Here is a 23,376-nt window from a genome sequence, read left to right as displayed (position 1 = left end):
GGCCTAACCAGATGGACGAGTTCGGGCCCACGCGCACCTTACGTTTCGCACTAGTTCTCACTCTTGGCAGCGGGTTCATCGACGCGTACACCTATCTGGCGCGCGGCGGTACCTTCGCGATCACGCAGACCGGCAACATGGTGTTGTTCGCCGTCGACGCAGCCGCGCGAGATTGGCCGGACGCCTTGGCACATGTCTGGCCGATTCCCGCCTTCATGCTCGGCATCGCGGTAGCGGCGCGTATCGAGGCCGGACACGCACGGCTGCGGTATCCCTTGCGCTGGGCAGTGGGTGCCCAGATCGCGGCACTCACCGTGATCGGGTTCCTGCCGGAGACGGCCCCACAGGCCTGCATCACGGTGCCTGTGGCATTCCTGGGGGCAGTTCAGATCGGGCTGTTCCGCACCGTCGGAGACCTGACGTACATGCCCGCCGCCACTACGGGGAATCTGATGCGATTCGTGCAACAGGTCTACGACGCGTTGACACACCGCGGCACGGATCCGTGGCGGGCCGCACGCATCTACGGAGCCCTGATCAGCTCCTTCGCCGGGGGCGCGGTGGCCGGCGCCTTCGCCACCCACTCGTGGGGTGTGCGTGCCAGCTGGGTGGCGGCTGCACTCGCGGCCCTTATGTTGGTCATGCTTGTCGTAGATCCTCCGAAAGAGGCGGATTGATGTGCTGTGCCGGCGCTGACCCGGCCCGGCGTACCTGACGACCGAGGGATATCACCATGGCGCGCATCGACACCCATCACCACTGCATCCCCACCATGTATCGCGAAGTACTACGGAAGGCAGGTATTGACGAGGCCGGCGGGCGGGCACTGCCCGACTGGAGCCCCGAAGCATCTCTTGAGACGATGACCGCACTGAACGTAGCCACAGCGATACTGTCGGTGTCCACCCCGGGCACCGCCTTCTTGCCCGCTGCCACCGATGCCGCGGCACTCGCCCGGGACCTCAACGACTACACCGCGGCCGTGGTCGCCGAGAACCCCGATCGGTTCGGATTCTTCGCCACCGTCCCCCTGCCGCACGTCGACGCCGCGACAGCCGAAACCGTTCGCGCACTGGATGTTCTACATGCCGACGGGGTGGTACTGCTGGCCAACAACGACGGTGTGTACCTCGGTCAGGACGGACAAGACGATCTGTTCGCCGTTCTCGATGCCCGTTCAGCTGTCGTATTCATCCACCCCGCCGACCTACCCGGCCCCGCCGTCGATGGCGTATTGCCCTTTGCCGCCGACTTCCTCCTGGACACCACGCGTGCGGCATATCTTTTGGTACGCAATGGTATTCGCAGAAAGTATCCCAACATCAGATTCATCCTCAGCCACGCCGGTGGATTCGTGCCGTACGCCAGCCACCGCATGGCCGTCTCCATTACCAGCGACACCGGCGCGAGTCCCACCGACTGCCTTGAGGACTTCGCGGGCTTCTATTTCGATACCGCGCTGTCTTCCAGCCCGGCCGCGCTGCCGTCCCTGCTGGCCTTCGCCGACCCCGGCCACGTGCTGTTCGGGTCGGATTGGCCGTTCGCACCGCTGCCGGCCTCGCAGCTGTTCGCCGCGGGCTTGGAGAACTACCCGCTCGATGCCTCAACCCGCGCCGCCATCGATCACGGCAATGCGCTGGCGTTGTTCCCACGGCTGGGCAGCGCGCCCGCTAGTGTCCCGCAGTCGCTGGCGGGAACCCTACGGAACACCGCGCGGCGCACGGTGATGCGCGGCATCGCACGTCTGATGGCGTCACGGTGAGCCGCTGTTACACCTCGTCGTTATCTGACGACAACACCGATCCACTCTGGTCGTGATCGCAGCCGACACCCTGGTCTTCGCATTCCATTCCGGTACCGCTGCTCGGCGCCTTCGGAGCAATGTTGGTCTTGTCCGAGTCATATGGCCCACTGATGTCCGAATCCGGGTTGTTGGGCCCGGAGTCATTGCTGGCCAATACAACTCGTGTTGGACTGACCGGATGATCCAAGCTTGGCCCCAGCCCCATCCCACCAACAGCGATAAACGCAGGGGCAATCACTGCCGCCGCCAACCAGGCGCGCCTCGACGGAAGACCCATGGCCCACTCCTCTCACAGATACCGCGGATTCGCGGTGTTAGTGAAAGTCTTCGTGAATCACGGGCGTGAAACATCGCTGCTAACGGGTGATTTGCTCTACCTGCTAGCAGGTAGAGGGTGGCATGGTTGATCTCCCCACTACCGATTACGAGGCACATCACCATAATTCGCTGACCAGCTCACGGCGGATAGTTAATCCATTCGCGTCACCGGTGGCGGTCGAGGACAATGTGGATCATGTACGTGCCTAAGAACTTCGCGATGCTGGACGAGGAGACGGCTGCCGCCCTTGCCAATGTCGACCTGGCCCACCTCGTCACCCATGACGCCGACGGATACCTGGTGACACCGATTCCACTGCTCTATCGAACCGCGACCAACACCCTGGTAGGACATGTATCGCGGGCCAACCCGCACTGGCGGCGAACCGGTCCGTCCGTCGCGATCTTTGCCGGGCCGCAGGCGTACATCTCGCCCAGTTTCTATGCCACCAAGGCCGAAACCGGCAAGGTGGTGCCCACGTGGAACTACGAAGTCCTCACCGTGCATGGCGTGCTCACCGCCCATGATGACCCGGATTGGGTGCGCACCCTGGTCACCGAACTCACCGACCGGCACGAGCAGGGCCGGGATGCGCCCTGGGGAATTGACGACGCACCCGAGGCATTCACAAACGCGCAGATCCGCGCCATCGTAGGGATCGAACTGAGCATCGATCTCATCGAAGGCAAGGCGAAGATGTCGCAGAATCAGCCCGAACGCAATCGCGCGGGCGTCATCGAGGGATTGCGGCGGTCCGACGCGTTCTCCGACCAGTACGTCGCTGAACGGGTAGCGGACCTGAATTCCGGGAGCTAGTGCACGTGGAATGCATCAGAACGTGCGACTATATGCCGGTGATCGAGGACCCGTCCGTGGCTCAGGCCCGCGTGCTGCTGACGTCTCTTGATGAGCACATCGACACGCTCACGCAGTCGATCGGCAAGGTCGAGCACCGGCTTCGGCATACCCCCCAACACACGGCGTCGTGGCGGCATCTGCGCCACCGGATGGCCGCGATGCGTAACGACCTGCACGAGGCCCACCGGATGGTCGACGGGCTACACCGACGGTTCCCGGCTTCCCGCGCCGTCCGCGCGTCGACCAGCCATCCACGGGACGTCACGCACGTCTAGCCCGTCATCACGCTTCTTGTTCAGCGGACCGCTTTGATCGGCAGCACGGCCAAACCGCCGAGGACTGACAGCACCATCGAAGCGATGTAGAGAATGCTGAAATCGCCTTGGGTGCTCTGTAATCCGAGTAGCGCCGTCGCCAACAGTGGTACCAGCAGCTGCGGCAGCAGATACGCCATTGCCACCACGCCAAGATCCTTCCCCGACGACTCCGTCTCCGGCAGCACCTCTGTCATCAGTGCCAGATCCACCGCGGCATAGGCGCCCTGCCCTGCACCGATAACCGCTGCACCGAGCAGAAGAGCGTGGAAGTCCTTGAACAGCAGCAGAATCACCAATCCGACCGCGGTGATGAGGCAGGAAGTCCAGACGATGCCCTTGCGCCGTCCGGTGCGGTCCGACCACCAGGCAGAGACCGCTGCGGTGAGCATATTGGTGATCAAGAATGCGCCGATGATGACGCCGTATTTGGCGGCTGCCTCATGCTCGGACAACCCCAGCGTGCCCGCCACGATGTACAACATGTAGACCGTCACCAGCAGCACCGACATGGTGACGAAGAGTCGACAGATCCACGCCCACCCGAAATCCTGGTGCTTTCTTGGATTTATCCAATAGCTGGAAAGGATTTGTTGCCAATTTCGGGGGTCACCCTGCGTGCGGACCGTATCGCGCAACACAACGGCGGCCGCGCCGTTGAATACCAGCGCCAGCACCGCCGGAAGACCGAACCACCACCGCGGATCGTTGGGAAGGACGTTGATGAAGACACTCCCGACCACGGGCGCCAAGCTGGTCGAGATGCCGAACGCTGCCGCGACACGCGCCCGAATGGCGACAGAAATCTGGTCTGCCAGCAGCGCGTTGAACACCACAAGCGTTGCCGCGAAACCCATCTGGGTGATGCACCAGCCAGCCACGACGCCCCCGACGGTCGGCGCCGTGGCCAATGTTGTCAGGCCCACCGCCCCCACCAGCGTGCCGCCGACCAGATAGGGCCGGCGGATCCCGAATCGCGATGTCGACGTGTCGCTCAGATGCCCCAGCGGAGGCGTAACCAGGATGATCGCAATTCCGCCGAGAGCCATGGTCAACGACAGTGCCTGCGTTTTGTGCCCCGGGTCGAGCTCGGCGAGCCGCAGCGGGATGCTCACCCCACCGGCGGCCAGGAGCGCGACCGCGGACGCGAAGTATGCCAGTAGAAAAACCGGCAGGAAGGCGCGTGGTTGCGCAACGCGGATGTCCGCCTCTGAGCGTGTATCAGGCGTTTCCGTGGCCATACAGTCCTCTCGAAGTACTTCGCTAGACCACTGTATGCGGTGCGCGCGAGCACGGCCTGGGACGATCCCGCTCCGCTGGCAACGCAGGACGCCCGCTCCGTACAGTCGATGGGGACGTCGGGAGGTTCTGATGGTGGTAACCGATCGCCGGTTCGTCATCTACGGCGCCGGTGCGGTGGGCGGCGGATTGGGTGCGCTGTTGACCAAGGCCGGCCATGAGGTCGTCCTGATCGCCCGCGGGGCGCATCTGGCAGCCCTGCAGTCCGCTGGGCTGCAGGTGGTGACGCAGGCCGGCACCGAGACGGTTCCTGTTGCGGCAGTTTCCGGTCCGCATGAGGTGTCGTGGTCGGCCGACGATGTCGTGCTGCTGACGATGAAGAGCAACGACACCGAGTCGGCTCTGAATGATCTAGCAGCCGTTGCCCATCCAGAGACTCCGATCGTCTGCGTCCAGAACGCCGTGGCCAATGAGCGGGCGGCACTGCGCCGATTTACGAATGTGTACGGCGTCCCGACGGTGTTCCCGGCGGTGCACCTGCAGCCCGGAGTCGTGGAGTTTCGGTCGTGGCCCACACCGGCGGTTCTTGACATCGGCCGCTATCCCGGCGGGCTCGATGAGAACGCCCAATTGATCTCTGCGGCTATCGAATCGGCGGGGTGCAGATCCGTGCCACGCCCGGACGTCATGCGGTGGAAGTACGCCAAGCTGCTGACCAATCTGGTGAATGCCATCGACGCGATCGCAGAGCCCGGGCCCATCGCTCTGGAAATCATGCGTCGAAGCCGGGCTGAAGGCGAGGAGATACTGGCCGCGGTCGGGATCGAATTCACCTCGCCGGACGAGGAACAGCTTCGATTCGGCGAGCTACGGTCGAGCACCGCTCGCGTCAGCGGCGCGGGTATCGGCGGCAGCTCGTCGTGGCAGAGCCTGGTCCGGGGTGCCGGCCGGATAGAAGCGGATTACCTCAATGGGGAGATCGCACTACTGGCACGGCTACATGGGCACTCCGCGCCGGTCAACGAGTTCGTGCGCCGCATCGCCAATGAGTTCGTTCGCGATGGACGGCCGGCGGGCTCCATGACCGATGCCGAGCTACGTGCCGCATACGACGCCGTGCAACCTACAGCTAACTGACAGCTATCTCGGCAGCTCATTGCCAGAAACTTGTGGTCTTCTCGGCGTGCTCGACGCACGATGCGCGACGTTCCATCGTCGCTCAGTTACGCCGTCGAACAGAACGTTCCGGTGGTAGGCAGCAGGGTCGGGGCAGGAGGAGAACAGTTGTGAAGCGCGCGTTGTTGGTGGGAGTCACCGCGGCTGTGGCCGTGGTCGGCGGGCTGACTGGTTGTTCAAACAGTAAATCCGGATCCGGTGGTGCTACGTCGGCAGCGCCGTTGGCGAACGCGGTCATCGTGGATGGTCAGAAGCAAAACGTCAGCGGCTCGGTGTCGTGCCAAACCTCGGGCGACAACATCAACATCGGGTTCGGCGATCCGAACAGTGCCAGTAACGGAATCGGCGCGGTGGTTACCAGCGCCAGCCCTCCGGACGTTCATGCCCTTGGCCTGGGCGTGGTGAATGGAGTCACCTTGGGCTACTCCGATGCCGTATCGGGCCAGGGCAGTGCCTCGGTGACGCTGAGTGGCAAGTCATACAAGATCACTGGCACCGCCGTGGGCGTGGATCCCAATTCTCAGCAGCAGGTCTCCAAGACCTTCGAGCTGGATCTGACGTGCCCGTAGGTGTCTCGACACGGTAAGCCGCAGCCAGTTCTTGTCCAGCATGTCGGGTCGGGGAGAAAGCACAACGAACGGATGTATGTGAAACACAAAGCCAGCGCCGCGATGATCGTCGCCAGCATCGGCGTGTCCACCCTGATGACCGCCGGGTTGGCCTCGGCGAATCCGTGCCAAGGAGACAAGTCGCAGAATTGCCAATCCACAAGCGCCGCACCGACTCCAGCGCCCGCGCAGACCCATCAGTCGACGCCACCGCAGACCGAGACTCACGAGTCGACTCCCGCACCCAGCGCCCCACCGTCCAAGGCCCCTGAGAGCAGCGCGCCCCAGACGAGCGCGCCGCAGACGACAGCACCTTCCCAACACGGCCGCGAGTCCAAGCCCTCCGAGACTCCCGCCGCAACCACCACCGCCCCGGAGACAACCCCCGGCCGGGACGAGCACGGCCGGGAGTCCAAGCCGTCCGAGAGCCCCAGCACCACTGCGGCGCCGTCGACATCCGAGCGTAATCACCCCAAGCCGCCGCCGTTTACCCCCGCCGGCCAGTTTGAACGGGGCAACGCACAGGTGGGCGGACCCACCGACTTGCCGCGCGGTTTCAACACACCGGGCCACGGTGCACCGCCGCCTCCGCCACAGCGCGGCCCCGGCTGGAACGATGGTTCGGCTCCCGGTGGACCGCCACCCAACTGGGAAGGACCACCGCCCGCGGGTGGTTGGGACGCACCGCAGCCACCTCCCGGCGGCTGGAATCGCCGCTACGACCATCCCGGACCGCCTCGTGATGTGGCCCGTGCTCGTGACGATTTCGGCTACTTCGAGTACAACGGATTCTCCGCGGTACCGACCTTCAACCCGTGGTACGGCGGTTGGGGTTACTGGTACTTCGGCGTGTGGATTCCGCTGTACTGAGCGCGGGCGGCGAGGGTGGACTGCTGCTCCACCCTCGCTTCCATCCGTGCATGGTGGTCCAGGTGGACGAGCACCTCCACGATATGAGGCATGACCTGGCAGTACTCCGTCGACGGCCTCGTGGCCGTGCTCGTTCTGGTGTTCGTCATTTACCGACAGGGACGCTGGCAATTGCTCGAACGGCGCCGGTCATTGCGGACACCGGTGTTCATCGGCGTCCTGGGAATCGTCCTGATCACCGGGACCGCCTCCCGCAGCGGCGGCTGGACCCCGACGGCGGTCGCGCTCCTTTTTGGTGAAGCGCTGTTGGCGTTCATGGTCGGTATGTGGATGGGTGCGGTATCGGAGTTCCGGAACCACGAGGCGCGCTGGCAGGTACGGACCGGCGCCGTCGGTTCGCTGCTTTGGGTGCTGCTGATCGGGGCACGGATAGGTGTGGGCGGCGTAGCCGCGCATCGATTGGGCGCGGAGATCATCGCCTCCGGTGGCGCCGCCGTCATTCTCATCGCGATCAACCGGTTCGGCCGCCGGTTGATGATCGTCCGTCGAGCGACTTCGTTGGACGGGGAGCCGTCGAGCTCTGCGGCACACTGATCGGATGCCGTCCAAACACGTGACCTTGGGACGGCTGCTCCGGCTGGCCGGGCTGGGGGTCGTGCTGGTTCTCTATCTCGGAGCAGGCGGGCGCGCGACTCACTCGTGGTTGGACATTGCGTTGGCGGCTTCAGTGCTGGGCTGGGTGATCTGGGCCTTGGCTCCGAACGGGGCAGACCGGCTGGAGCAGGCGGGCTTGTTGGTGATGGCGCTCGGCGGCGGCCTGGCCTCTGTCCAAGTAGGTGCGGCGATGATTGCCGCGTTGGTTGCGATTTTCGCGGCAGTCGCCCAATTGCGGTATCGATTCGTGTTCGGTCTCGGGGTCACCGGGGCGGCGGTCGCGTGTGCCGGCATATCCGCCGCGATCATGCGGCCCTCACCCGCCGCTCTACTGGGCCAGCTTGCCGCATTCTTCGTGGTCTTCTCCATGGGCTGGAGCCGTCGACAGTTTCAGGTGGTCGCCGAGCAGAATCACGTGTTGGTCGAGCAATCGCGGCTGATCAGGGCGGAGCGTGACCGGGCGGCCGCGGCATCGGAACGCAGTCGTATCGCACGTGACATGCACGATGTTCTGGCCCACACGCTGGGCGGACTGGTGTTGCAACTCGACGCGGCAGATGCGCTTCTCGAGGCGGGAGAAACCGATAGCGCCGCCGCGCGCGTCAAAGCATCACACCAACTTGCGGTCTCGGGTCTGGCCGACGCGCGCCGCGTTGTGGATGCGCAGCGGGCCGACCGCGTCGATCTGCACGCAGAACTCGAAGCGCTCGCCGAACACCATCGCCTGACCGCGGGACAACTGGACCTCACGCTATCGGGCGACACGACAGGCATCGACGAGCAGATATTGGTCGCCGTCGCGCGCGCCGCGCAGGAGGTGCTGTCCAACGCTCGCCAGCACGCACACGGCTCCCCCGTTCGGCTCGACGTGCACGCGGGCGGGGACCGTGTCGAGCTCGATGCCGAGAACCGGTTATCGGCCCGCCGCAGGATGAGAACTGCCGGAGGCGGGTGGGGATTACTGGGGATCCGCGAGCGGGTGGCGGCGGTGGGAGGATCGGTGACGGCAGGAAAGGAGGGTGAGCGGTGGCGAGTGCGAATTATTGTGCCGCTGAACTGATCACCGTGGTGATCGCCGATGATCAGACCACGGTCCGAGAGGGTCTGAGTACGGTCCTGTCACTACTTCCCGATGTCGCCGTGGTCGGCGAAGCCAGCGACGGCGCTGAGGCCCTCGCCCTGGTCGCCAGCCACAAGCCTCGCGTCGTACTCATGGATTTGCGCATGCCCAATCTCAGCGGTGCGGATGCCACGGCGCGGATTGCCGCCGAGTACCCCGCGACGGCAGTGCTGGTACTCACCACCTACGCAGACGGTGAATCCATCGATGCCGCGTTGCGTGCCGGCGCCCGCGGCTACCTGACCAAAGATGCTGGGCGCCAGGAGATAGCCGCCGCAATCCGTGCCGTTGCCGCTGGCCAATCGACGTTCGCGGCACCGGTCGGTGACCGGCTGGTCGCCGCGTTGACATCAGCCCCGCGGGCGGGCCGTGACGCGTCTCCGCTCAGTCCCCGCGAGCAGGAAGTGTTGGCACTGATGGCCAAAGGTCTCAACAACACCGAGATCGCGGCCCGGCTGTTCATCGGCGTCAGCACGGTCAAGAGCCATATCAACTCGCTGTTCGCCAAGTTGCACGTGCGCGATCGTGCGCAAGCGATCGCTTACGCGCACCGCGCCGGATTGGTCTGATGCCCGGTGGTCATGGTTGGCAGGTGGCCGACGGCGGCAGCCGGTCCGATTCGAAGAAATCTTTGACGAACCGGACCACGCACGGATTGGCCATATCGACGCCGTGTCCGGTCACCTCGACGGTGATCATCGATGCGTGATCGCCAAGCAACCGCAGCGTCTGCGTCGCACCGTCAGATGGCGCAGCAGGATCAAACTGGTTCTGCAACAAGAGAATATCTTGCGGCCAGTCTTCACGGTAGGTGACGACCGGCGCTGCCGGCGCGGACGGCCAGTAGTTGCAGGGCCACGCATTGGCACCCATCCCGTTGGCAAGCGGGTAGCGCTGCCGCTCGGCGGCGATCGTCTGCGGAAACTGGCCGAGATCCCGCGGCCAGTTCGTGTCTTGGCACATGACCGCGAACTGATCCGACAAGAAGTTGTCCGGTATCACGGTCGGCAACTGCACCGCGGGGGCCACCGGTGACTGCGCCGACATGTCCCCGTCGGCCAGGGCCCAGGCCTTGGTCACCATCGGGTAGTAGGCCTGATTCTCCAAAGAGGCCTTCGTGACCGCACGCAGCGCGTTGCCGTCGAGAACACGGTGGCCCGCGAGGTGCACTGGATTCTCATCAAGGCGTGCAACCGTTTTCATCCAGTTGTCGGTGACTTCCTGCGCCGTGACACCGCGGTGCACCAGGGAAGCCTGTCCCGCGATCCACCGAGCGAGCGCGGGAAAAGAATCGGTGAATGCCTTCCCCCACATACGGACGGCACCCTCCACACCGCTGGGCGGATCGGTGGAATCGAGCACGACATGGCTGGTGTGATCGCCAAACATGCTGGCGTACACCAGGCCAAGATAGGTTCCGTAGGAGATCCCCCAGTAGGACCAGGTATCGACGCCCAACGCGCCTCGGATGCGGTCGAGATCGCGCGCGACGTTGCGTGTCGTAATCAAGGGCAGGGCCGGACCTGTCGCCTTCGCGCACGCCGAGACCACCGACAACGCGAAATCACGGCTTGGCGTGAAATCACCCCCGGAGGTCGGCCAGGGATCGGCCCGCACTGCCTGGCGCTGATCCATGTCCAAGTGGCACGTGACCGGGCTGCTGTTGCCCACACCTCGGTCGTCGACACCAATCAAGTCGTACTCATCCAGGATCGCTTGCGGCAGTATGTGCGACTCGACACTGGGAAAGTCCAAACCCGGCGCGCCGGGGCCGCCCGGGTGAACCAGCAGATACCCCTTCCGGTGCCCCGCGGTCGCCGTGGCCAGCCGTGAGACCGCGAGCACCAGTGTCGCGTCGTCCGGGTGCGCATAGTCCGCCGGCACGGTCACGGACGTGCACTGCTGGCGTGGATCACGTGCTGCGGTCCTTCCCGAGGCATCCGGCGTCGCGGCCGGACACGGCCCCCACACCAGGGCGGGAGTGCTCGCCGACGGCTCGGCCGGTCCGCATCCCATCACCATGGCGAGCAGTAACGCCAACGCACCCGTCGCGCGGGATCTCGAAATCACACCGCCAAGCTGCCGCATCGGCGCTATGGCCAACACCACACAGGGGTGGAACCCGGGTGGAAACCTGTGTCCACTGCCGTCCTGCCTCGCTCGACACACCCAGAATCCAACCGTGGGTGGAGGCGAACCCTGCCTGTCACCGGTATCCATAGAACTGTGAATTGCACTACGGACCGGAACCTCGTGACCACACCCAATCGCGCGTACTCAACGGAGTCCATGAATGACTAACTCCAAGAACGCGGGTACCGCTGTCCCCCGCCGCACAGTGCTCGCGGGAGGACTGACCGCCCTAGGTGTCATGGCGGTGAGCGCCGTAACATCAAGCTGTTCAAGAGCTTCCGAAAACCACAACCCGCCCGCGATCTCACCGCACTTCGCGGCGTTGGAGCAGGAATTTGCCGGCCGGCTGGGCGTGTACGCACTGGACACCGGATCCGGCACCGCCCTTGGTAATCGGCAGTCGGAGCGTTTCCTCATGTGCTCGACGGTGAAAGTCTTTATCGTGTCGGCAATCTTGACACGACGACGAACCGAGCCCGGACTACTCGAGAAGCGAATCCACTACACAAATGCCGACATACTCGACTGGGCACCCGTTACCCCCGCGCACATAGCGGACGGAATGACCGTGGAGGAGCTGTGCGCCGCCGCCGTCAGTCACAGCGACAACACTGCCGCCAACCTTCTCATCGCCGAACTGGGTGGCCCCGAGGAAACTGAGAAATTCGTCCGCAGTATCGGCGATAGCACTACCAACACCGATCGCACAGAAACGGACTTGGATATACCCGACGGCGACAAAGACACCTCAACCCCAGAACAGCTGGTGTCAAACCTGCGCACACTCGTTCTCGGCGATGCACTGGACCGGGAGGGGCGCGACAAGCTGATCGGCTGGATGAAGGCCAACACCACCGGGGAGCAATCCATCCGTGCCGGAGTGCCTCACGGCTGGGAAGTCGGAGACAAGACCGGCAGTGGGTCCAGAGGAGAGTCCAATGACATTGCCGTGATCTGGCCACCCAATCGGGCTCCGATCCTCCTCGCTGTGTTGACCGCTCCGGACGACCCGACGTCGACCAAGGGCAAGTTGACGATTGCCCAAGCCACCCGGCAGGCAATCAGTGCACTGGGCGCCTAGCCCGGCCGTTTGAATCCTCACGCCGCGATGGCCGTGACGCACGGTCGAGGCGCCCACCTGAAGGCCATCAGCCGATGATCAGGCTGAACTCGTTCGCATCCGTAACATTTCGCGCCATTGCAGGTAACACCCGACTTTTACGGTGGCTGCGTGATCGGCGCTCACGTTAGGCCGATCGCGTAAGCCGTCAACCGCGGGCGTAGTCGTCACGCGGGGCACGCAGCGCGATCCGCGCTGTCTATGCAGTGGGCGGGCTCTGTCGTCGTCGTCGACCGCAGTCAGTTCCCGTGGCCGTACACGCCGAAATGAGAGGACGAGAGCCCGTGCCGTCATTGCCTAATGTTGAGCGACTCGAAGAGCTCGAGGACGCCCGCGACTCCGGTGGGCCCGGCCTCGCGGCGGGCAGCATGAGTGGGGTCGAACTCGTCGCACAGTCGACCGCGGGTATCGCGCCGAGCGCCGTCATGGTCTCCGGTGCCACGCTCGTCGCGGCCAGTGCCGGCCCCGGCACGCTGTACTCCTACGCCGTCTCCCTGGGCGTGCTGCTCTTGGTGGGCTGGTGTGTGTCTCGGGCGGCCAAACTGCGACCGGGCGAAGATCTGTTGTCGCACATCACCGCAGCGTTCGGCCGGGCGGTCGGGTTCGTTGGCTCGACGGGCTTGGCTTTCGGCTACCTTCTTATCGCGGTCGGCTGTGTCGCTCAGTTCTCGCAGTACATGAAGCCACTGATCGCGGTGGCACCACCCGTCAGCGCGGGCGCCCCCGGCACGGCCATCGGTGTCACCGCCGTCCTGGAAATCGCGTGCGTCGTCGGCGCGGGCTTCATGATGATCCGTGGTGTGCGCGTCTCGGCATGGACCGGCGTCGTCCTCGAGGTGTTGTCCATCGGGGCGATCCTGCTGGTTTTGACCATGGTGCTGATACGGCACGGCTTTTCGATGGCTCCCCTCATGCCGACGGGCATCACCGCAACACAGGTGGTCGGTGGCATGGTGCTGGCGACCCTGGGGTTCGTCGGATTCGAGTCGGCGGCCTGTTTGTCGGTGGAGGCCAAGGACCCTCAGCGCACCATCCCGCGCGCGGTGACCGGTAGCGCCCTGCTCGCCGGGGCTCTATACCTCTACGCGTCGTATGCACAGATCGTCGGCTTCGACGGTGCGGACAAGCTCGCGCAAGACGCGACGCCCTTGAACACCCTGGCCGATGGGCTCGGGCAGCATTGGCTCGCGCTGGCCATCGACCTCGGGGCGGTAGCGTCGAACTTCGCCTGTGTCACCGGATCGCTCACCGCCGCAAGCCGGGTACTGCGTTCGATGGGCGAATCAAAACTGGTGCATGCCAAGATCGCCGCCACGCATCCCAAGCGTAAAACGCCGCATGTGGCCATCGTGCTGCTCAGTGCGGCCGCTCTGGTGACGGCAATAGGCCTGGCCGCCAGCGGAATAAACGAACTCGACGTCTACTCCTACACCGGCACACTCGGCACGTTCGGCTACATGGTCGCCTACATGCTCATGGGCCTGGGTATCCCCGTTCTGTTACGTCGACTCGCGCCAGACGCCGGCATCACGATGGCCGTCCTCATCGGTGGAACCGCCACCCTCTGTTTGGCATATGTGTTCTACCGCAACGTCTATCCGATCCCCGACTGGCCGATCGACATCATGCCCTGGCTGTTCCTCGGGGTACTCCTGGCTGCGGCCGCGTGGTATGTGGCGGGGCCCCGGCGTGCCGCCAACGCGCAATCCCCGACGATGACCCAGCCGGAGACACCGGAACCGGTGAGCGCGCATACAAGCTGAACTGCCGTAACCGCCGCAAAATCGGGTAGCGTTCGTTGAGATTCTCAATACCAATGCGGCGGCAGTGAAGGAGCGGCACAGTGGATCTCGGTGTGTGGGGTGATCTCACGATCCTCGCCGCGGTGCTGGCGTTCACGTTCGCCGCGTGCGTGTTCGTGTATGTCGGCCGGTTGGAGCGCCGGACACCCGCCGCGTTAGGCGAAAAAGTGGGCGCCCATAAGGCTGTCTTGGCCAAGCTGCGTAAGCGTGCACCGATGTCGCAGGACGAGTTCGACTACGCCACGGAGATGGTGTCCGACGCACGCTCGCCGCTCGCCTACGCGATGCCCGGCGTCCTGTTCTGCATGGGTTTCTTCTACGTGGTCGGCTGCCTCTACGAACTGCATGTGCACGGCGGCAACCCATCGTTCCGAACGTTCATCGGCGGAATTCCCATGCTGACGTCCATGAACATCGTCGCCCAGCTGCGCAGGGTCGCGGTACTGAAAGGGCGCCTGCGCGACATCGTGGTGACGCCGTCCGAAGCTGCCGATCTGAGGGTCCCGGTCGGTCAGGCCTGACTCGAGCGAGGCCCCGGCTTCCCGAGGATGGGGTCGTCGTCCTCCCACAGCAGCAGTTGGCGCACCGCCTGGCGCGATCCGTACGGCTGAAGCATTTGACTGGCGGGCCGCGGCCGCACCCGTAGCGGCCACCAGAACCAGCGCCCCAACAGCGTTGCGATGGACGGCGTCATGAAGGAACGCACGATCAGCGTGTCGAACAGCAGACCGAGGGCGATAGTGGTGCCGATCTGGCCGAGAATCCGCAAATCGGCGAACACGAACGACGCCATGGTCGCGGCGAACACCAACCCCGCTGACGTGACCACCGAACCAGAGCCTGCCATCGCACGGATGATGCCGGTGTTCACGCCGGCATTGATCTCCTCCTTGAAACGTGAGATCAACAGCAGGTTGTAATCCGATCCCACCGCCAACAACAAGATGATGGCCAACGCCAGCACGATCCAATACAGCTGAATGCCAAGAAGATCCTGCCAAATCAGCACCGAAAGCCCGAACGAGGCCCCCAGAGACAACGCGACAGTGCCGACAATCACCAGGGCCGCCACGATGCTGCGGGTAATGAACATCATGACGAGCAGGATCAGACTGAGCGCGGCGATTCCGGCGATCATCAGGTCGTATTTGGCGCCCTCTTGAATGTCCTTGTAGGTGGCGGCGGTACCGGCAATATAGATCTTGGACCCGGCCAGGGGTGTGCCCTTGACGGCTTCCTGCGCCGAATGCCTGATCGCCGCGATATGCGAAATGCCTTCCGGGGTAGCCGGATCGCCGTCGTGGGTGATGATCATCCGGGCGGCCTTGCCATCCGGCGAGAGAAAGAGCTTGAGTCCGCGCTGGAACTCGGGGCTGGTGAAGGCCTCCGGCGGTAGATAGAACGAGTCATCGGTCTTCGACGCGTCATAAGCCTGACCCAGCGCGGTGGAGTTCTGCAGCGCCGCGTTGGACTGATCGTTCAGACCGGAGTTGGTGGCGTAATTGGTGAGTGTCAGGTCGCGATTGGTCTGCTGGGTGGCGATCTGAGGGGGAATCAGCGCAAGCAGTTTCGGCTGCAGCGCATCCAGTTTCGCGATACTGCCGGCGACGTCGCTGAGTTGGTCCGACAACGCGTCGATACCGTCAAGCGCGTCAAAGATCGACCGCACCGCGGCGCACATCGGGATATCGAAACAGTGCGGCTCCCAATAGAAGTAGTTGCGCAGCGGGCGGAACTGGTCGTCGAAATTGGCGATCTTGTCGCGCAGATCCTGGGTCACGGCGACGGTCTGTTGAAACGCCTTGGCCTGCTCGTCGGTGAGCGCGCTGGACTGCTGCTGCAGCGCGTACTGCTGGCGCAGAATCTCGATCGACTTGTTGATCACGTCCACCTGTTTGAGCAGATCGGCGCTGCGGGCCTGCTGGAAGGGCAGGTTATTGATCTGCCCCGCGTTGCCCGCACTGATCTGGAACGGTATCGACGTGTGCTCTAAGGGCGTGCCGAGCGGCCGCGTGATCGCCTGCACCTGCGCGACACCGTCGGTGTGGAAGACCGCTTTGGCGACGCGCTCCAGCAGGATCATGTCCGTGGAGTTACGCAGATCATGGTTGGCCTCCACCATCAGCAGCTCGGGATTGAGCCGCGCCGTCGAGAAGTGGCGCTCGGCTGCCGCGTAACCGATGTTCGCGGGCGCGCTGGCGGGCATATACGGGCGGGCGTCGTAACTCGTCGTGTATGCCGGCAGGGCGAGCAGCCCGATAAGCGCCACCGCGACCGTCACCACCAGAACCGGTCCGGGCCATCGGACGATGGCCGTGCCGATGCGACGCCAGCCCCGGGTGCGTATCGGACGACTGGGTTCGAACAGCCCGAAATGGCGGCCGATGGCCAGCACCGCAGGAGCCAACGTCAACGCCGCGACAACCGCGACGAGTACGCCGATTCCCGCGGGGATGCCCAGGGTCTGGAAATACGGGAGTCGGGTGAACGTCAGGCAGAACACCGCGCCGGCAATCGTCAGACCCGACCCCAGGATGATGTGCGCCGTGCCGTGATACATCGTGTTGAACGCGGACACGCGATCCTGCCCGGCATAGCGGGCCTCGTGGAAGCGGCCGAGGATGAAGATCGCGTAGTCGGTGCCCGCCGCGATGACCAGCAGCGTCAGCAAGTTCGTCGAGTACGTCGACAGCTTGATGAGGCCGGCGTTGGCCAGCACCGCGACCACACCGCGCGACGCCGTCAGCTCGATCATCACGGTGAAGATCACCAGAATCGCGGTGGTGACTCGGCGGTACATCCACAGCAGCATCACCAGGATCACCCCGATGGTGATCAGGGTGGTCTTGAGGGTGCCGTGGCTGCCCACCTCGAACTGATCGGTGATGAGGGGTGCCGCACCGGTGACATAGGCCCTGACGCCGGGCGGTGGCGTGGTGCTGTCGATGATGTCGCGCACGGAGTCCACAGACTCGTTGGCCAGTGATTCGCCCTGGTTACCGGCCAGGTAGACCTGCACCAACGCCGCCTTGCCGTCGGCGCTCTGTGAGCCGGCGGCCGTCAGCGGGTCGCCCCAGAAGTTCTGGATGTGCTCCACATGCTTGGTGTCCTGGGTGAGCTTGTCGACCAGGCCGTCGTAGTAGTGGTGGGCCTCGGCACCGAGCGGCTGATCCCCTTCCAGGACGATCATCGCCGCGCTGTCGGTGTCGAATTCCTGGAACACCTTGCCGATGCGCTTACTCGCCTGCAGCGACGGTGCGTCCTGCGGGCTCAGCGAGGCGTTGTGTTTCTGGGCGACCGTCTCCAGCTGCGGTACGAAGACGTTCGTCACCACCGCGGTGCCCAGCCAGAACAGGGCGATCAGTGCGGAGAACCGCCGGATCAGGTCCGGAACCGAATGCCAGCTCGGCGCGCTCATCCGGACTTGTCCAGACAGAAAGTGAAGGCGTTGACGTTGTTCACAGTTCTCTCGTTCTTGACCTGGTCGTCAATCGTGATCCGGCAGCCGATGGAGTCGCTGTTGCCCTGGGCGGAGACGTTGACCGCGACGGCGGGCGTGGTGGTCGTCTTGTCGTAGACCCACGGAAGCGTCACACCCTCGGCGCGCTGCGGCTGGGCGTCCACGTCCAGATAGGTGATGGTTGCCACCGTGCCCGGCGGGCCGAAAACCTCCAAGACCACGTGCTTGGGGTTGAACGGAACGACATTGTTGTCCAGGCCGCTGGGAGTCGACGTGACGTCCTGGGAGGCGAAAATGCCGTGCAGGCGATACACAGCCAAGCCCGCCACCGCGAAAACTGCGACCGCTACCACCAGCATCCACCGTTGACTCAGCTGGCGTCCGATCGAAAACCGCTGCATCCGTGACCCTTTCAACGAGCGGCGACAGGCGCGAACGGAAGGGAATTTTCCCTAGCTTGGCTAATCAAGTGCGTTAGACCGTACGACAAGGAGCTTGACATCACAACACCAAACACGGGTGTTTCTCCGGCGATCGCCTGCCAGACGAACACTGCGTGGGGTCGCCCCAGGTCACCAAGCTCGACGCTCGTCGTGCGCAGGGCCTCGTCGGCACGGATACTCGACCTATGGCTGAGGTTACGGATCTTGCACCGATAGGCGCCGTCACCCGCACACAGGTGGGCCGGGAAGCCACCGAACCGATGCGTGAAGATATCCGGCTGCTCGGGGCGATCCTGGGCGACACCGTGCGCGAGCAGTGTGGTGACGCGGTCTTCGAGCTCGTTGAACGGGCGCGGGTGGAGTCATTCCGGGTGCGCCGATCGGAGATCGACCGCGCCGAGCTCGCCGAGCTGTTCGACGGTGTCGACATCCACCAGGCTATCCCCGTCATCCGGGCCTTCACCCATTTCGCGCTGCTGGCCAATGTGGCCGAGGACATCCATCGGGAACGTCGTCGCATCATCCACATTGCGGCGGGCGCGCCGCCCCAGGACAGCAGCCTGGCTGCCACGTACCTCAAACTCGACGCCGCACAAATAGATTCGAGCCGTGTCGCGCACGCACTGACCGGAGCGCTGGTATCACCCGTGATCACCGCGCACCCGACGGAGACCCGCCGGCGTACCGTGTTCGAGACGCAACATCGGGTCACCGAGCTCATGCGGCTTCGCATGCACGGACTCTCGCAGACCGAGACCGGTCGCGATATCGAGAGTGAGCTGCAACGGCACATTCTGACGCTATGGCAGACGGCGCTCATTCGATTGTCCCGGTTGAAGATTCAAGACGAGATCGCGGTTGGGCTGCGGTACTACCAGGCGGCGTTCTTCGAAGTGATCCCTGAGATCAATGCCGAGGTCCGGACGGCATTGCGTCGCCGGTGGCCGGATACTCAACTGCTCAGCGAGCCGATACTGCGGCCCGGCTCCTGGATCGGGGGCGACCGCGATGGAAATCCGAACGTCACCGCCGAGGTGGTGCATCTGGCGACGAGCAGCGCCGCGTTGACCGCAGTCACCTACTACTTCGAACAATTGGTGGCCCTGGAGCAGGAGCTGTCCCTGTCTATTCGGCTCGTCGCCGTCTCCCCCGACCTGATCGCACTGGCCGAGCAGGGCGGCGAGGCCGACCGCGCCGACGAACCCTACCGGCGGGCCGTGCGCGTCATCCATGCGCGCCTCACCGCGACCGCCGCGCAGATCCTGGACCAGATGCCCGAACACGATCTGGACCTGAGTCTGGCTCCGTACCTCACTCCGGAGGAATTTCTGGGTGACCTGGACATCGTGGACGCGTCGCTGCGCGCCCACGGCAGCGTCGTGCTGGCCGATGATCGTCTGCACAGACTACGAGAAGCAGTGCGGGTCTTCGGTTTTCACCTCAGCGGTCTGGACATGCGGCAGAACTCGGACGTCCACGAAGAAGTGGTGTCCGAATTACTCGCCTGGGCCGGTGTGCACCCCAACTATCGATCGCTGCCCGAGCAGGAGCGCATCGACGTGCTCGTCACCGAACTGAGTACTCGCCGCCCGTTGATCGGCGAGGGTGCCGAACTTTCCGAGCTCGCCCGCAAGGAACTCGATATCGTCGCTGCCGCCGCGCGCGCCGTACGGGTTTACGGTCCCGCGGCCGTGCCCAACTACATCATCTCGATGTGCCAGTCGGTTTCGGACATGTTGGAAGCGGCAATTCTCCTCAAAGAAGCGGGCCTGCTGGACGCTTCACGGCCGCGTCCATACTGTCCGGTGGGCATCGTGCCGTTATTCGAGACGATCGACGACTTGCAGCGCGGTTCTGCCATTCTCGAAGCGGCACTGGAACTTCCGTTGTATCGCGCCCTGGTGGCCGCCCGTGGCGAGAGCCAAGAGGTCATGCTGGGGTACTCCGATTCCAACAAGGACGGCGGCTACCTAGCCGCCAACTGGGCGCTCTACCGCGCCGAACTGGACTTGGTGGAGTCCGCCCGCAAGACCGGAATTCGATTGCGGCTCTTCCACGGACGTGGTGGCACCGTGGGCCGCGGCGGCGGCCCGAGTTACGACGCCATCTTGGCGCAGCCGCCGGGGGCGGTATCCGGATCGCTGCGCATCACCGAACAGGGCGAGGTGATCGCCGCCAAGTACGCCGAGCCACGCACGGCCCATCGCAACCTGGAGACGCTGCTAGCCGCAACCCTGGAGTCGACGCTGCTCGATGTCGAAGGTTTGGGCGAGGCGGCCGACACGGCGTACGAAATACTCGACGATCTCGCCGCCCGCGCCCAGCGCACCTACCGCGAGCTGGTGCACGAAACACCCGGTTTTGTCGAGTATTTCAAAGCGTCGACACCGGTGAACGAGATCGGGGCGCTCAATATCGGGAGCAGGCCCACATCCCGGAAACCCACCACCTCGATCGCCGACCTGCGCGCCATCCCCTGGGTGTTGGCCTGGAGCCAATCGCGCGTAATGCTGCCCGGCTGGTACGGGACGGGAACGGCGATCGAACAGTGGATCGCCGAAGGCGATGGACGGCTTGAGGTCTTGCAGCAGCTCTACCTTCAATGGCCGTTCTTTCAGACGGTGCTGTCCAATATGGCGCAGGTACTGGCCAAGTCAGACATGGGATTGGCCGCCCGCTATGCCGAACTCGTCGACGACGAGGCACTGCGGCACCGGGTTTTCGACAAGATCGTGGCGGAACACGACAAGACCATCGCCATGCATCAACTGATCACCGGGCATGAAGACCTACTGGCCGATAACCCGGCACTGGCACGTTCCGTGTTCAACCGCTTCCCCTATCTGGAGCCGCTGAACCACCTACAGGTTGAGTTGTTGCGCCGGTACCGGTCTGGAGACGAGGACGAGCTGGTGCAGCGCGGCATCCTGCTCACGATGAGTGGGCTGGCCACCGCGTTGCGCAACAGCGGGTAGTCGCCTGGGCAGTGGCGCTAAAGCTCTCGCCACGTGGCCGTAGGTGGCCATCCATGAACGATCCAGTCAGACGTTCTGCAACATGTGACGGTCATGTGTCACTAATAACATTGCACCGTCATAGGTTTCGAGTGCCTGCTCAAGCTGCTAGATGGCGGGCAGGTCCACATAGTTCGCCGGCTCGTCGAGAACCAACACATTCGTACCGCATGACTGGAGCAGCGTTAGAACGCGCAACACCAGTTCAGTTCTGCATGCGGCTCCTTCAACCTGCTCGCGTGATGCCGCGGCCTTCTGCAAACCCGCTGCTGTTTCGTGGGTGAGTTCTGGTCAGCTACTACAGGGCGCATTTGTCGTATGCGAGCAGTCTGGAGCTTGATCGTTTCTGGCTTGCCGATTTTGATGTCTCGGTGGCGCGGAGTGCGGCACAGACGATAGTGAATTCCTTTGGCCCACAAGGTAAACCGATGCAAACTCGGTTTGGCGGGTTCATGGCAGCTAGAAACTTTAGCTGTCGAAGATGCCAGATCCCAGCAGGGCGTCCACCGTCGAGGCTGTACTCTGTTAGGACATTCCAGGCGAGTTCCACGCGATCCATGCCGTTGCCGCCCGTTCCGTCTCACTCTCCGGCTGCTCGGCAACTATCCGTACCGCCCGAACCCTTAACTCTGCCGAGCAACTCCAACCTTCCCAAGAAATGAAGTTCCTCGACTCTCCAGGACGGTTCAGTGAGCTCCCACTCCGTTCTGTGTGTGTTTACCGACTTCTTTTCATCCTTGTGTCACCACAGTCGGTGGGTTACATGGCGAACCAAGTCGCGTGCGACTGGGGTCAAAGTCCCTGAGCAAATTCGTATCACCGATGCTCTGCGGCGGTATAGCAGTAAGATTGCCAAAAGGACCCAGGTCTGGCACTCGAGCATCCACATTTTTGATGTTTCGGATTATGTCCGCCGGAAGCCACTGGTTGATTTCCAGCCATGGGTAGGAACTAATTTCCCCTCCAAAGCGTGGCATGTCGAGCGTCGGCTGCAATACGATCGCCCCGTGCACGTCTGCTAGATACTTTGAAGCAGATTCCCCAATGATCGCCCACGGATCTGCTGTGTCGTATTTTAAGAATATCTCGCCGGTGGGCAGCTGCGCGGCGTCCACGTCTGGTGTTCCAGTTTTAGCTTCGCCGGTATCAGCATTTACTGATGGATTCTGGCGCGCGACTATAAAGCCATTGACATAATCAATTAGGAATGCCACACGCGAGTCACTTGGTGCCGCGTCGAGTTTGAAACCTCGATTATCACCCTTAGCGCTAGAGAATGGTGGATTGTAGACCTTTGCGTCCTTGATGAAGGCGTCCACCTGTACAAGACCCAGATCGGGATGCGGAGTGATCCGGCCTACTGCAATATTTGCGTCACCTAAATCGCCCTCAGAACTCATCACATCGAGTGCCTTCGCAAGCTGCCAATCGCTGGCGGTGATTGGCTCGTGCCCAACCAAAGCTTGAAAGGCTGCCCGCTGGCGCGCAACGCTGTCAAACAACTGTACCGAGTGCCAATGGCTAAGGTCACAGTGGAACGGATCGGGCGTGGGCTCAGAATGATGGTCGTTGTCTTGCAAATAGCCTTTCTCTGCTGCTTCCTGGTTGCTCTCGTTCAGCGGTTCCGCGGCCAGCTGTTGATTGGAGCACTGCCCTGCCAACCCGGCGGCCGCCATGGCCTGAGAGGAAAGCTGCTCGAGCGCGCGATCACGTGCGTATTCGAGCACAATGGTCGCGTCTGGCTGGTCTACACCTGCTTTGTCTGGAGTCGAGAGCGTAATGGTGCCAAGGGAGCTGACCCTTATTGCTCGTCCGTCTTTTCTAGCCTCTTCTACCTGTTTCTGATTCCGACGCATTACGCCTTGTCTCGCTTGCTCGAGCTGGTCAGGGGACGGGACGATCGAACCCCGTTGACTCTCGATCGCCTGGGTAATCGAATCACAGTCTCTGTTTTGGTCTTGTTGCTGATCTAGCGTTTGGTCTTGTTTGCCGCTGTTTTGTCCAGATTGTTGTCCCGGCTGCTCTTGGGGCTGACTGTTGAGTTGATCGCTCAATCGTTGCCAGTTGTTGTTGAGTTGTTGGTTATTGGGGGCGTTGTGGTTGACGGGTTGTTGTTCACCGTTGGCGGCGCGGCTATAGCTGCCGTCTTGGTTTTGGACGGGAGCCTGGCTGGGTTGAGCGGCTTGGCTGGGTTGGGGTGCGGCGCTGTTGTAGATGCTGATGCCGTTGTTTTGGTCCAGGGGCGGCTGTCCGCGTCCGGGGTCATAGGAGGGCATGGCGGGTATGGAGGGCGGGACGAATTCGGTGCCACCTCCGGGCGGGCCCGAGGGCATTCCGCCGTTTCCGGGTCCGCCACCGCAGTCTGGTGGGCAGTCGGCGCGCGCAATGGCCAGCACGGGGTTGGCGCCTGAATCAGGCTGGGGGCTCATGACCGGAACGCCG

General features: G+C 63.5%; 20 protein-coding genes. 14 read left to right on the top strand and 6 right to left on the bottom strand.

Annotated elements, in window-relative coordinates; all coding sequences use genetic code 11:
- The first annotated feature begins 11 nt into the window (after nt 1-11).
- Complete coding sequence (locus BKG76_RS11590; protein WP_070937766.1) at nt 12-677, top strand: YoaK family protein; 666 nt, start codon at nt 12-14, stop codon at nt 675-677.
- A gap of 56 nt (nt 678-733) precedes the next feature.
- A complete protein-coding gene (locus tag BKG76_RS11585; RefSeq protein WP_070937765.1) occupies nt 734-1,762 on the top strand; it encodes an amidohydrolase family protein in 1,029 nt (342 codons plus the stop codon).
- 7 nt (nt 1,763-1,769) lie between these two features.
- Here the strand turns inward: BKG76_RS11585 and BKG76_RS11580 are convergent, their stop codons facing one another.
- Nucleotides 1,770-2,009, bottom strand: coding sequence for a hypothetical protein (locus BKG76_RS11580; RefSeq protein WP_407937658.1), 240 nt, complete (start codon nt 2,007-2,009; stop codon nt 1,770-1,772).
- A gap of 309 nt (nt 2,010-2,318) precedes the next feature.
- Here BKG76_RS11580 and BKG76_RS11575 point away from each other — a divergent pair, with 309 nt between their 5' ends.
- Both BKG76_RS11575 and BKG76_RS11570 read left to right on the top strand, forming a co-directional pair.
- Nucleotides 2,319-2,939, top strand: coding sequence for an FMN-binding negative transcriptional regulator (locus BKG76_RS11575; protein ID WP_070939151.1), 621 nt, complete (start codon nt 2,319-2,321; stop codon nt 2,937-2,939).
- 32 nt (nt 2,940-2,971) lie between these two features.
- Nucleotides 2,972-3,256 (top strand): hypothetical protein, encoded by a 285-nt coding sequence (locus BKG76_RS11570; protein WP_236737568.1) that lies wholly within the window; start codon nt 2,972-2,974, stop codon nt 3,254-3,256.
- Between the two features lie 20 nt (nt 3,257-3,276).
- Here the strand turns inward: BKG76_RS11570 and BKG76_RS11565 are convergent, their stop codons facing one another.
- Nucleotides 3,277-4,536, bottom strand: coding sequence for an MFS transporter (locus tag BKG76_RS11565; RefSeq protein ID WP_070937763.1), 1,260 nt, complete (start codon nt 4,534-4,536; stop codon nt 3,277-3,279).
- 130 nt (nt 4,537-4,666) lie between these two features.
- Between BKG76_RS11565 and BKG76_RS11560 the strand changes: the two genes are divergently transcribed.
- The 6 genes from BKG76_RS11560 (at nt 4,667) to BKG76_RS11535 (ending at nt 9,531) form a co-directional block, all read left to right on the top strand.
- Nucleotides 4,667-5,671 carry a ketopantoate reductase family protein gene (locus BKG76_RS11560; protein WP_070937762.1) on the top strand — a complete coding sequence of 335 codons (1,005 nt, stop codon included), beginning with the start codon at nt 4,667-4,669 and terminating at the stop codon, nt 5,669-5,671.
- Nucleotides 5,672-5,820: 149 nt separating this feature from the next.
- Nucleotides 5,821-6,279, top strand: coding sequence for a lipoprotein LpqH (locus BKG76_RS11555; RefSeq protein WP_070937761.1), 459 nt, complete (start codon nt 5,821-5,823; stop codon nt 6,277-6,279).
- A 78-nt stretch (nt 6,280-6,357) separates the two neighbouring features.
- Nucleotides 6,358-7,188, top strand: a complete 831-nt coding sequence (locus BKG76_RS25305; protein WP_236737567.1) for an MAP_0585 family protein — start codon at nt 6,358-6,360, stop codon at nt 7,186-7,188.
- A 90-nt stretch (nt 7,189-7,278) separates the two neighbouring features.
- The gene (locus tag BKG76_RS11545) at nt 7,279-7,782 is read left to right on the top strand and encodes a hypothetical protein (protein ID WP_070937760.1); all 504 of its coding nucleotides are present in this window, start codon (nt 7,279-7,281) and stop codon (nt 7,780-7,782) included.
- Nucleotides 7,783-7,786: 4 nt separating this feature from the next.
- A complete protein-coding gene (locus BKG76_RS11540) occupies nt 7,787-8,902 on the top strand; it encodes a sensor histidine kinase (RefSeq protein WP_070937759.1) in 1,116 nt (371 codons plus the stop codon).
- Nucleotides 8,869-9,531: a response regulator transcription factor gene (locus tag BKG76_RS11535; protein ID WP_236737566.1), complete on the top strand. Its 663-nt coding sequence runs from the start codon at nt 8,869-8,871 to the stop codon at nt 9,529-9,531. Before BKG76_RS11540 ends, BKG76_RS11535 begins: the two co-directional genes overlap by 34 nt.
- A gap of 10 nt (nt 9,532-9,541) precedes the next feature.
- Here BKG76_RS11535 and BKG76_RS11530 read toward each other — a convergent pair whose 3' ends face one another.
- Nucleotides 9,542-11,032, bottom strand: a complete 1,491-nt coding sequence (locus BKG76_RS11530; RefSeq protein ID WP_165611516.1) for an alpha/beta fold hydrolase — start codon at nt 11,030-11,032, stop codon at nt 9,542-9,544.
- 223 nt (nt 11,033-11,255) lie between these two features.
- On the opposite strand from BKG76_RS11530, the gene bla reads away from it, so the two are divergent.
- The 3 genes from bla to BKG76_RS11515 all read left to right on the top strand — a co-directional run bounded on the left by bla (nt 11,256) and on the right by BKG76_RS11515 (nt 14,538).
- The gene (gene bla / locus BKG76_RS11525; RefSeq protein WP_083338016.1) at nt 11,256-12,176 is read left to right on the top strand and encodes a class A beta-lactamase; all 921 of its coding nucleotides are present in this window, start codon (nt 11,256-11,258) and stop codon (nt 12,174-12,176) included.
- Between the two features lie 323 nt (nt 12,177-12,499).
- The gene (locus BKG76_RS11520) at nt 12,500-13,978 is read left to right on the top strand and encodes an APC family permease (RefSeq protein WP_070937756.1); all 1,479 of its coding nucleotides are present in this window, start codon (nt 12,500-12,502) and stop codon (nt 13,976-13,978) included.
- Nucleotides 13,979-14,058: 80 nt separating this feature from the next.
- On the top strand, nt 14,059-14,538 hold the full coding sequence (locus BKG76_RS11515; protein ID WP_070937755.1) for a hypothetical protein: 480 nt from the start codon (nt 14,059-14,061) through the stop codon (nt 14,536-14,538).
- Here the strand turns inward: BKG76_RS11515 and BKG76_RS11510 are convergent.
- The gene (locus BKG76_RS11510) at nt 14,529-17,435 is read right to left on the bottom strand and encodes an MMPL/RND family transporter (protein ID WP_070937754.1); all 2,907 of its coding nucleotides are present in this window, start codon (nt 17,433-17,435) and stop codon (nt 14,529-14,531) included. The two genes, BKG76_RS11515 and BKG76_RS11510, sit on opposite strands and share 10 nt — an antisense overlap.
- Nucleotides 17,432-17,878: an MmpS family transport accessory protein gene (locus BKG76_RS11505; protein ID WP_109420697.1), complete on the bottom strand. Its 447-nt coding sequence runs from the start codon at nt 17,876-17,878 to the stop codon at nt 17,432-17,434. Before BKG76_RS11505 ends, BKG76_RS11510 begins: the two co-directional genes overlap by 4 nt.
- A 227-nt stretch (nt 17,879-18,105) precedes the next feature.
- Here BKG76_RS11505 and ppc point away from each other — a divergent pair, with 227 nt between their 5' ends.
- The gene (gene ppc, locus BKG76_RS11500) at nt 18,106-20,895 is read left to right on the top strand and encodes a phosphoenolpyruvate carboxylase (RefSeq protein ID WP_070937753.1); all 2,790 of its coding nucleotides are present in this window, start codon (nt 18,106-18,108) and stop codon (nt 20,893-20,895) included.
- Nucleotides 20,896-21,665: 770 nt separating this feature from the next.
- Here ppc and BKG76_RS25300 read toward each other — a convergent pair.
- Complete coding sequence (locus BKG76_RS25300) at nt 21,666-23,210, bottom strand: hypothetical protein (RefSeq protein WP_236737565.1); 1,545 nt, start codon at nt 23,208-23,210, stop codon at nt 21,666-21,668.
- Between the last annotated feature and the right edge of the window lie 166 nt (nt 23,211-23,376).

Origin of the sequence: Mycobacteroides franklinii (assembly GCF_001853795.1) — a bacterium.
In the GTDB taxonomy this organism is placed as follows: domain Bacteria; phylum Actinomycetota; class Actinomycetes; order Mycobacteriales; family Mycobacteriaceae; genus Mycobacterium; species Mycobacterium franklinii.
Note: the sequence above shows the minus strand (reverse complement) of the source record. Positions and strands in the feature narration are given on the sequence as shown.